Here is a 9267-nt window from a genome sequence, read left to right as displayed (position 1 = left end):
CGCGGTGCGCACATATTCGGCGGCGGACTCCGAGAGCATGCGGCCCCATGACGGATAAGGCTCGGGAATGCCGAGGCCGAGGAAGGACAGCGAGGCTCCCCTGGCCGGTGTTGTCGTACACGCCCGGGATCTGCACCGTGCCGCGGTCCGGATCGATCCGGATGGTGCGCCCGCCATATTCGAAAGTGTATTGTGCTTGAGCAGCTGTACTCGCCAAAAGGAATGCGGCCGCGGCCAACAGCTTCCTCATTTCCATCTCCTGAGCAGATAGTCCCCGGACCAGACGCTTACGCCCCGGTTCGATCTTCAAAAGTGATCTAGATCACTGTTCTCGGTATGAGTCGTGCTCGTGCTGACCTTGGTTCAATAACGCCGAACTCTGCCTGGAGTTGGGCGGGGCGGCGCCGGTCGGCGCCTGATCAGCGAAAATCCAGTGCGCCCCGTCTACTTCCGCGGACAACCCGCATTGGCCGCCTGTTGGGCGCGGGCAAGCGCTGCGTCGTTCGCCTTATCGGCATGAACATCGACCGAACCAACGAGGCAGGCATTTGCGCCGCTGATCCCGAACACGGAGAGCTCCTGGAGCTCCTTCTCATCGACGTCGACCCGTCGCCAGGTGCGGATCACAGCGGCCCTTGGTGCGCCGGCACGCATGATCCATTGCACCTTTCCGCCAAACGACTTGCCGGCGCCGCGCCATTGCGCGGTCGGCCCGGACACCTTCTCGATTCCGCCCCGAGGCGCAATCGTGACCGATACGATGTTGCCTTCGTCGGCAAAGCGCACCACGTAACCGGCCGGACCCGGGCAGGTCCACAGACCGAGCTCGTCTGTCGACTCGTCCTTGCATGCCGGCCCGGTCGCGGGTGTGAACTTCGACTGTGCGAGCGCACCGTGGAACCCGCTGATCCCGAGCACAATTACGACCGCCAATTTCCTTCGCATGTCAGTCGAACCAGGCGGCGTAGATCTTCTTGTAGCTGCCGTCTTCCATGGAAATGTGCAGCCATTGGTCGACGAAGGCCTTCAGCGCCACGTCGCGCTGGAGCCAATAGGCCTTCTCGGAGAAGTCGAATGGTTTTTCGGGATGCACCGCGCAGAGCACGCCGGCGTGCTGCTTCTGCTGGTAGCGCGTCTCGGAGGCGTCCGTCATCATCAGATCGGCGTTGCCCTTGGCGATCTCGTCGAAGATCACGGTGTTGTCGGGGAAGACGGTGATCTCGGCGTCCTTGACATTGGCGCGTGCGAAACGCTCGTTGGTGCCGCCGGGATTGACGATCACGCGGGTGCCCTTCTTGTCGATGTCCGGAAGCGTCTGGTATTTACCGACGTCGGCGCAGCGCGTGATCGGGGTCTTGCCCTCGCGCATGATCGGTGTCGAGAAGAATCCCTTCTTCTGCCGGTCGAGCGTGACCGAGACGCCGCCCATGGCGATGTCGAACTGGTCGGCCTCGAAATCCTTCATCAGCTTCGGCCAGGCCGTGGGGACGAACTCGACCTTGACCCCCAGCGCCTTGCCGAGCGCTTCCGCCATGTCGACGTCGAAGCCGCTGAACTGCTGCGTGGTCTTGTCCAGGTAGGTGAAGGGCTTGTAGTCGCCGGTCATGCCGACGCGCAGAGTGCCGCGCTTGACGATCTCGTCGAGGCGCGAGGGCGCCTGCTGCGCATGGGCCGAAAGGTTTGCCAGCAACGCGACGGCCACAGCCGCCAGGATTCGAACAGCCCTTCGAACGATCATCTCTTTTCCACCCATGCCCGAACTGCCATTGTGCAACTCTTGAGGTGTGGATTTAGCCCAGATGCCCGTCGCTGGCGAGGCGCAATTGGAAGGAATTCAGAGGTGACGATCTCAATGTACGAGGCCTCGGTCGGCCTCTTCGTGCCCTACTTGCGAAATCTGTCCACACTGCTCGACAAGGGCGTCGCCTATGCCGAGGCCCGCAAGTTCAACCCGACGGTCCTGCTCGGCATGCGAATGGCGCCGAACATGTACGACCTGGCGCAGCAGATCGGCGAGGCCTGCCGCCACGCCACCGTCGCGCCGGCATTGCTGGCCCAGTGCGAGCCGGTGGCGTTGCCGGTGCTGGAGCACGACATGGCGGGGCTTCAGGCGCGCATCGCGACCGCGATCGAGTTCATCGAAAGCCTGCCGCGCGCGGAGATCGACGCGGCGGCGGAACGGAATGTCTTCTTCAAGCTGAAGAACGGCACCGAGCTGCCCTTCACCGGGCGGACGCTGCTGCTGACCTTCAGCGTCCCGCAGTTCTTCTTTCACGTCACGACGGCCTACGACCTGTTGCGGCACGCCGGCGTCGAGCTGGTGAAGCGGGACTTTCTCGGCCCGCGCGAGCGCTAGAGCATGATCCGGACCCGAAGGACCGCGTTAGCGCAAAGTGCGAAGCGGTTTTCCGGCGAGATCATGCTCAAACAAAAACCTAGTGCGCGATGATCGCGCTTTAGGCTTCGCCCTTGCGCTCGTAATCGGCGAGCGAGCTGCGGCCGGCGATCTCGCTGCGCAGCTCTTCGAAGCGCCGGTGCGCCTCGTCCTCCTGCGTGTCGACGAAATGCACCGCGGCCTCGCTCGTCATGGGGCCGCTGACCACGGGGACGGATTGCTCGCCGATGGTCTCGTGAACGTAGAACTGGTCATCATCGCCGCGATGGACTGTCCATTTGAGCCGGATCGCGACCATCGGGCCGGGGCCGACCTTGCTGTAGCCGTCGGCATCGGTGTGCTCCGGCACCAGCGGCTGCTCTTCGACCACTGGATGCTCTTCGATTGACGGATGCTCGTCGACTGACGGATGCTCGTCGACGACCGAATACGCGTCGACGACCTGCTGTTCGTCGGAGTCGATGTGCTCGCGCTCTCCGGCGACCACGATCTCGGTCTCGGTCTTGCGAATGACGAGAACGGGCTCGGGGTGCTCCAGGATGCTGGCGATGGTCGCCAGCGCGTGGTCGGTCGGGTCGATCTCTGACAAGGGTCCATCCTCCAGCTCGACGCGCCGGCCAGTCTGTCCCACTGCCGCCGCGCTTCCGGCTCCATTACGCGCGCTTGATTAAGGCTGAGTTGGGGCTCGATCTGCACCAAAATGGGACGCATTCTGGCCTTCCGAAGGCGGGCGGGATTGCCCGCCCGACCCTGGGTTCGTTCAGCCCAGCACATCCTGATTGATGACATTCTGCCTGATAGGATCGCCGTCCAGTACACTCAGGATGTTGCGCGCGGTCTGCTCGCTCATGCGCTGGACCGCCTCGACCGTCACGCCGGCAACGTGCGGGGCGATGATGACGTTGGGCAGGGCGAACAGTGCATTGCTGACCGGCGGCGGCTCCACCTCGAACACGTCGATCCCGGCGCCGGCGAGCTTGCCGGAGACCAGGGCGTCGTAAAGCGCGGCTTCCTTCACGATGCCGCCGCGTGCCGTGTTGATGAGATAGGAATTCGGCTTCATCCGGCGGATCCGCGCCGCGTCAAACAAGCCGATCGTCTCCGGCGTCTTCGGGCAGTGGATGGTGACGAAATCGGCGTGAGGCAGTGCGGCATCGAAGTCAGTGACAGGTTCGCAGCCGGCAGCCTTGATCTCAGAGGCAGGCTTGTACGGATCGTAGACCTGCACGTTCATTTCCATCGCGAGGCACCGCTTGGCGGTACGGCTGCCGATGCGACCGAAGCCGATGACCAGTACGGTCTTGCCGTAGAGATCGAACGGCAGCATGCCGAGCCGGTCCGCCCATTTGCCGTCCTTGACGCAGGCGTGCAGCTCCTGCGCACGCTTGGCGAGCGTCAGCATCATGAACAGCGCCGCTTCCGCGACCGAAGGAGAGTTCGCGCTGCCCGCAACCATCAGCGGCACCTTGCGGCGTGAGAGGGCGGGCACGTCGACGGCGTCATAGCCGACGCCGATGCGGGTCACCACCTGCATGCCGCGGGACGCCTCGAGCTCGGTCTCGCCGAAAGCGGTGGCGCCGAGTGCCACGCCGTGGACCGGCGCATGGCTCTTCAGCAGGGCCTCGAAATCCCCAGCCGAGATCAGGTTCGGAAACTCGACGAGCTCGATATCGTCCCGCTGGGTGAGGAGGGCGCGTGCCCCTTGCGACAAAGTTTGCGTAACGAAAATCTTCTTCTTGTTGGTCGCCATCGTCCCCTGCCTGCGCGAGTTTCTTGGGCCGGCGTCACAACACGACGCCGGTCGCCTCGTTTAGCAGGTGCATATTATTGAGGTCCATCGCCAAACGCATGGGTGCCCCGTCCTTGGCGCCGGCGTTGGGATTGACGCGGCCGCACACCGGCGTGCCGTCAAGCCCGAAATAGACCAGCGTCTCCATTCCCATCGGCTCGGTGACGTCGAGCACGGTGTCGAAGCTCTCGACGCCCGGCTCCAGATGCGAGTGCGACTCGGTGAGATGCTCGGGCCGGAGGCCGAGCAGCAGCTTGTCGGTGCGCGGCAGCGCATTGTAGCGTGCGGCACGGGCCGGCGGCAGCGCAAAGGCGATGCGGTCGGTGAGGCGGATCTGAAGCGTGCCGCCGACGTCCTCGAGCCGGCACGGCAGGAAATTCATCGCGGGCGAGCCGATGAAGCCCGCGACGAAGCGCGTTGCCGGCTTGTGATAGAGCTCGTTCGGCGTGCCGATCTGCTCGATGCGCCCTTTGTTCATCACCACGACGCGGTCGGCCAGCGTCATCGCCTCGACCTGGTCGTGGGTGACGTAGACGGTGGTGGTGCGCACCTTCTGGTGGACCTTCTTGATCTCGATCCGCATCTGCACGCGGAGTTTCGCGTCGAGATTGGACAGCGGCTCGTCGAACAGGAAGACCTTTGGATTGCGCACGATGGCGCGGCCCATCGCGACGCGCTGGCGCTGGCCGCCGGAGAGCTGCTTCGGCTTGCGGTCGATCAGGTCGGTGATGTCGAGGAGGCGGGCGGCCTCCGTCACCCGCGCCTTGATCTCTGCCTTGGGATAGTGCTTCAGGCGCAATCCGAATGACATGTTCTCGGCGACCGTCATGTGCGGGTAGAGCGCGTAGTTCTGGAACACCATCGCGATGTCGCGGTCTTTCGGTGGCACGTCGTTGACGACGTCGCCGTCGATCATGATGTCGCCATCGCTGATGTCCTCAAGCCCTGCGATCATGCGCAGCGTCGTCGACTTGCCGCAGCCGGAGGGGCCGACCAGCACGATGAACTCATGGTCGGCGATGTCGAGATCGATGCCGCGCACGGCTTCGACATCGTCGTAACGCTTAACTACTTTCCGCAAAGCAACGTCAGCCATCAGACATCAACCCTTTGTCGCGCCGGCGGTCAGGCCGGCAATGTAGTAGTCCATCAGGAAGGCGTAGATGACCAGCGGCGGCGCAGCGCCGAGCAGCGCGCCGGTCATGATCTGTCCCCAGTTGAACACGTCGCCCTTGATCAGCGTGGTGGTGATGCCGACCGGCAGCACCAGCTGGTCCACCGACGTCGTGAACACCAGGGGATAGAGGAACTGTGCCCAGGACACCGTGAAGGCGAAGATGGTGGCGGCGATCAGCCCGGGCAGCGCCACGGGAATGAAGATCCGCGTCAGCGTCTGCAGCCAGGAGGCGCCATCGATGAGGGCAGCCTCATCCAGCTCCTTTGGGATCGAGGCGAAATAGCCGATCATGATCCAGGTACAGAATGGCACGGTCAGCGTCGGATAGATGAACACCAGCACGTACCATCTGTTGAGCAGCGTGATGCCGGTCAGCTCCTGGACGCCCCCGAGCACCTTGAACAGGGGGATGAACAGAAGGCTGTCCGGGATCAGGTAGGTGAGGAAGACGCCGGTGGCCAGCGTCGCCGAGCCCCAGAACTTCATCCGGGCCAGCGCGAAGGCCGCGGGGATGCTGATCATCATGGTCACGATCACCACGATGATCGAAATGATCGACGAATTCCAGAAGAAGCGCAGAAACTGGTTCGAGCTCAACAGCTCGACATAGTTCGCTAGCGTCGGATGAAACACCCACCAGGGGTTGGTCGCCGCCGAGATCTCCGCGCTGCTCTTGAGCGAGGTGATCAGCATGTAGACCGGCGGCGTCAGGAAGAAGATGGCGAACAGCACCAGGAAGAAATAGGACCAGCGCAGCGCCCAGACGCGGTCGCGGCTCATGCTGCCGTATTTGATCTTGCGGGACGGTCCGGCTTTGTCGACTGCGAGCGTGCTCATCAGGCTTCGTTTCCGCGTTTGTTGACATCGCGCAGGATGAAGATCGCCGCGACCGCCAGGATCGGCACCATGAACAGAGAGACGCAGGCGCCGAGCGGGATGTCGCTGCTCTGGATGCCGACCTGGAACGCCCAGGTGGCGAACAGATGCGTCGTATCCAGCGGGCCGCCCGATGTCAGGATGCGCACGATGTCGAAATTGGCGAAGGTGACGATCAGCGAGAACAAGGTGGTGATCGCGATGATGTTGCGCATCATCGGCAAGGTGATGTGCCAGATCTTCTGCCACCAATTGGCGCCGTCGATCTCTGCGGCCTCGTACAGCTGGTCGGGCACGGATTTCAGCGCGGCCAGATACATGATCAGGAAGAACGGCGCGCCGTACCAGACGTTGACGAGGATGACGGAGAAACGCGCCCAGAAGGTGTCGCCGAGCCAGGGGATCGGCCCGACACCGAAGAAGGACAGCGTGTAGTTGAAGGCGCTGTAGGAGGGGTCGAACAGCCACAGCCAGGCCAGCGTGCTCATGGCCGGCGGGATCACCCAGGGTACCAGCAGCATGCCGCGCCATTTGCGTTGTTTCTTGCCCGGGATGTTGTGGACGAAATGCGCGACGATGAAGCCGATCAGCGCCTTGAAGATCACGGCGGTGACCGCGAAGATGCAAGACTGCCGCACCACCATCCAGAACGTCTCGCGCTTGAACAGGAAGGTGAAGTTGCTGAGGCCGACGAACTTGGTCATCGCCTTGTTCAGCGTCGCGAGGTGGACCGAGTAGAGAGCGGGATAGAGCACGAGCAGCAGGATCAGGAGGATCAGCGGCAGCGTCAGGAAAAACGCAACCGTCGATTTTCGCCCGAGAGCGTTGCGCAGGCTCGATCCCTTTCGCGCGCCCCTTGCACGGACGACGCGAGCTTGCTCGACGACGACATCGGCCATGTCAGCTTCCTTAAGTCAGCTTTCTTTCAACTCTCCAACCGCGAAGCCGGCAAAGGCTCGGCTTCGCGGTCACGCGGATTGGAGGACCGGATACGGGCGGCTCACGCAACGTGGCGCGAACCGCCCCTGTCACACCCCGGCCTAGCTCCGCATGAAGCCTTCGCACTCGCCCTCGGCCCAGGCGAGCGCCTGATCCATCGTCTCGCCGCGCGCGAAACGCAGCGCCATCTTGGTCAGCGTCGCCTGGAAGTAGATCTGCTGTGCGATCTTGGGCGGCGCCGGTGACGCCGCGATCGACAGGGTCTGATGCCTGTGCGGGTCCGGGTAGTGATAGAGCGTTCCCTTCGGCGGACCTTCCTCCTCCCAGGTCTTGAATTTGTTCATGTTCGCATAGGCCGGCAGGTCATAGCCGCCGCTCACCGCGACGAACTTCTCGATCGACGAGGGCGATGACATGTGAACCAGCAGGCTCTTGGCCGCCTCCTTGTTCTTGCCGAAGCTCCAGACGCCCCAGAAGTAAGGCAGGTACGGCGCAAACCGTCCCTTCGGCCCGGACGGGAAGCCGTGCGTCCAGCATTGCTCGGCAACCTGCGGCGCATCGCGCTTGGCAACGGCCCAGGCGCTCGGCGGATTGAGGATCATCGCGCCGCGGCCGGAGATCAGCCATTTGTTGTTCGAGGCGTCGTCCCAGGACGGCGCGTCCGACGGCAGAAACGCGATCAGCTTCTTGTAGAACTCCATGGCCTGGCGAACTTGATCGGTCTTCACCGTGATATCGCCCTTGGCGTTGACGAGCTCGGCGCCGAACGATTGGAAGATCGCGCCGGCGGTGTCGACGCTGTCGGTGGTTTCGCCGAGACCGATGCCGAACGGAACGCCGGCCTTGTGGCAAGCCTCGGCTGCCTTCAGGAAGGTTTCCATGGTCCAGTTTTCGACCTTGGGCGCGCCGCCTGCCGGATACATTTCCTGCACGTCGATGCCGGCATGCTTTTTCATGAGATCAATGCGGGAGCAGGGGCCCTTGATCTGGCTGCCGGGTGTCGCGGGCACTGCGAGCCATTTGCCGCCCGACTGCCCGAGATATTTGACGGTGCCGTTCACCTCGCCATTCTGCTTGAGAAGCGGCTCCATGACGTCATTGAGCGGCTCGAGATTCTCGGAGTAGGCCTGCGGCCACCAGCTCGGCATCTGAAGAATGTCGTGACCGGACTTGGCCTGGGCTTCGGCCGCGGCGGTCAGCTCGATCTTCTTGTTGTTACTGGTGATGTAGTCGATGGAGACTTCGACCTTCTCCTTGGCGGCCCATTCGTTGACGAGATCGGTCGAGGCCTTGTTGGCGCCCGGTACCCAATGGTCCCAGAAGCCGATCGAGAGCTTGCCAGCGGCGTAAGCGCCGCGGACATAGGGCGCCGTGATCAGCGCCGCAGAGGACATTGCAGTGGCAGCCACAAATTGACGTCGCGTCAGTGTCTTGCGTGACATCTCGTTTCCTCGCCTGGGTGTTTGTTGTTGGAGTTTCCTCTGAGAGACTTTCTTGTTGAGTTCTTGTTGTCGGATTTTCTTATTGGTGCCGTCGGTTGACGTGAACAATTCACGCAGGCCGCAGCAAATTGGTAGCGCGATCAGATCATGATTGATCGCCTCTGTCGAGAAAGCCGAACGGCTCCTCGTCTAGAACTAAGGGTGTGCCCTGTCCGTCTTGATGCACGTCGGGACCATGCGTCGCGCGTCAACGCAAATGTTCATTTTGCGATGCACACTTCGTGCGAGCGAGCCCTCGCACGATCCGTGCGCAATTACGCCGCAGTTTCGAATGAGCCTGCATAACCGCTTCGCGCGAAAGACTTTTCGGGCGTGGACAGCAATCGGCCGCGTCTGGACCTTGGCGCGGAGGAAACGATAGAGTTGCAATTGGCGAGGGCTCTCGCCCGACAGGCCAGTCAGATCGACGATGGAGACGAGAATGATCAACCCGGCGCCGTCAGCGCGGCTTCACATGCGGCGATGGTTTGCGCTGGGGGCTGTGCTCGCGCTGCTGCTCGGCAACGCCGCGGCGGCCAATGCTCAAGGGCTGGTCAAAGGCGTTCAGGAAGGTGCGGCGGCCGGGAACAAGGCGGCAGGTCCGGTCGGT

At 62.8% G+C, this 9267-nt stretch carries 9 protein-coding genes and 1 pseudogene; 1 reads left to right on the top strand and 9 read right to left on the bottom strand.

The window, feature by feature from the left end:
* The 3 genes and pseudogenes from MOV75_RS16880 to MOV75_RS16870 form a co-directional block, all read right to left on the bottom strand.
* Positions 1-250, bottom strand: a pseudogene (locus MOV75_RS16880) (hypothetical protein); the annotation flags it as partial.
* Positions 251-444: 194 nt separating this feature from the next.
* Positions 445-933: a hypothetical protein gene (locus MOV75_RS16875; RefSeq protein ID WP_246932269.1), complete on the bottom strand. Its 489-nt coding sequence runs from the start codon at positions 931-933 to the stop codon at positions 445-447.
* A 13-nt stretch (positions 934-946) separates the two neighbouring features.
* Entirely contained in the window at positions 947-1738 is a 792-nt protein-coding gene (locus MOV75_RS16870; RefSeq protein ID WP_246932270.1) for a transporter substrate-binding domain-containing protein, read from the bottom strand.
* 114 nt (positions 1739-1852) lie between these two features.
* On the opposite strand from MOV75_RS16870, the gene MOV75_RS16865 reads away from it, so the two are divergent.
* The gene (locus tag MOV75_RS16865) at positions 1853-2356 is read left to right on the top strand and encodes a DUF1993 family protein (RefSeq protein ID WP_247006229.1); all 504 of its coding nucleotides are present in this window, start codon (positions 1853-1855) and stop codon (positions 2354-2356) included.
* A 100-nt stretch (positions 2357-2456) separates the two neighbouring features.
* On the opposite strand, the gene MOV75_RS16860 is transcribed toward MOV75_RS16865, so the two are convergent.
* From MOV75_RS16860 to MOV75_RS16835, 6 genes are all read right to left on the bottom strand, one after another.
* Positions 2457-2984 carry a hypothetical protein gene (locus tag MOV75_RS16860; RefSeq protein ID WP_246921550.1) on the bottom strand — a complete coding sequence of 176 codons (528 nt, stop codon included), beginning with the start codon at positions 2982-2984 and terminating at the stop codon, positions 2457-2459.
* 171 nt (positions 2985-3155) lie between these two features.
* Positions 3156-4145 carry a hydroxyacid dehydrogenase gene (locus tag MOV75_RS16855; protein ID WP_247006228.1) on the bottom strand — a complete coding sequence of 330 codons (990 nt, stop codon included), beginning with the start codon at positions 4143-4145 and terminating at the stop codon, positions 3156-3158.
* Between the two features lie 34 nt (positions 4146-4179).
* A complete protein-coding gene (locus tag MOV75_RS16850; RefSeq protein ID WP_247006226.1) occupies positions 4180-5280 on the bottom strand; it encodes an ABC transporter ATP-binding protein in 1101 nt (366 codons plus the stop codon).
* Positions 5281-5286: 6 nt separating this feature from the next.
* A complete protein-coding gene (locus MOV75_RS16845) occupies positions 5287-6198 on the bottom strand; it encodes a carbohydrate ABC transporter permease (protein ID WP_246921559.1) in 912 nt (303 codons plus the stop codon).
* A complete protein-coding gene (locus MOV75_RS16840; protein ID WP_246921562.1) occupies positions 6198-7136 on the bottom strand; it encodes a carbohydrate ABC transporter permease in 939 nt (312 codons plus the stop codon). Before MOV75_RS16840 ends, MOV75_RS16845 begins: the two co-directional genes overlap by 1 nt.
* Before the next feature lie 141 nt (positions 7137-7277).
* Entirely contained in the window at positions 7278-8618 is a 1341-nt protein-coding gene (locus MOV75_RS16835) for an ABC transporter substrate-binding protein (protein ID WP_246921566.1), read from the bottom strand.
* Positions 8619-9267 lie beyond the last annotated feature (649 nt).

The sequence above is a fragment of the Bradyrhizobium sp. PRIMUS42 genome (genome assembly GCF_023006515.1).
GTDB lineage: Bacteria > Pseudomonadota > Alphaproteobacteria > Rhizobiales > Xanthobacteraceae > Bradyrhizobium.
The sequence above is the reverse complement of the archived record's forward strand: the minus strand, read 5'-3'. Positions and strand labels throughout refer to the sequence as shown.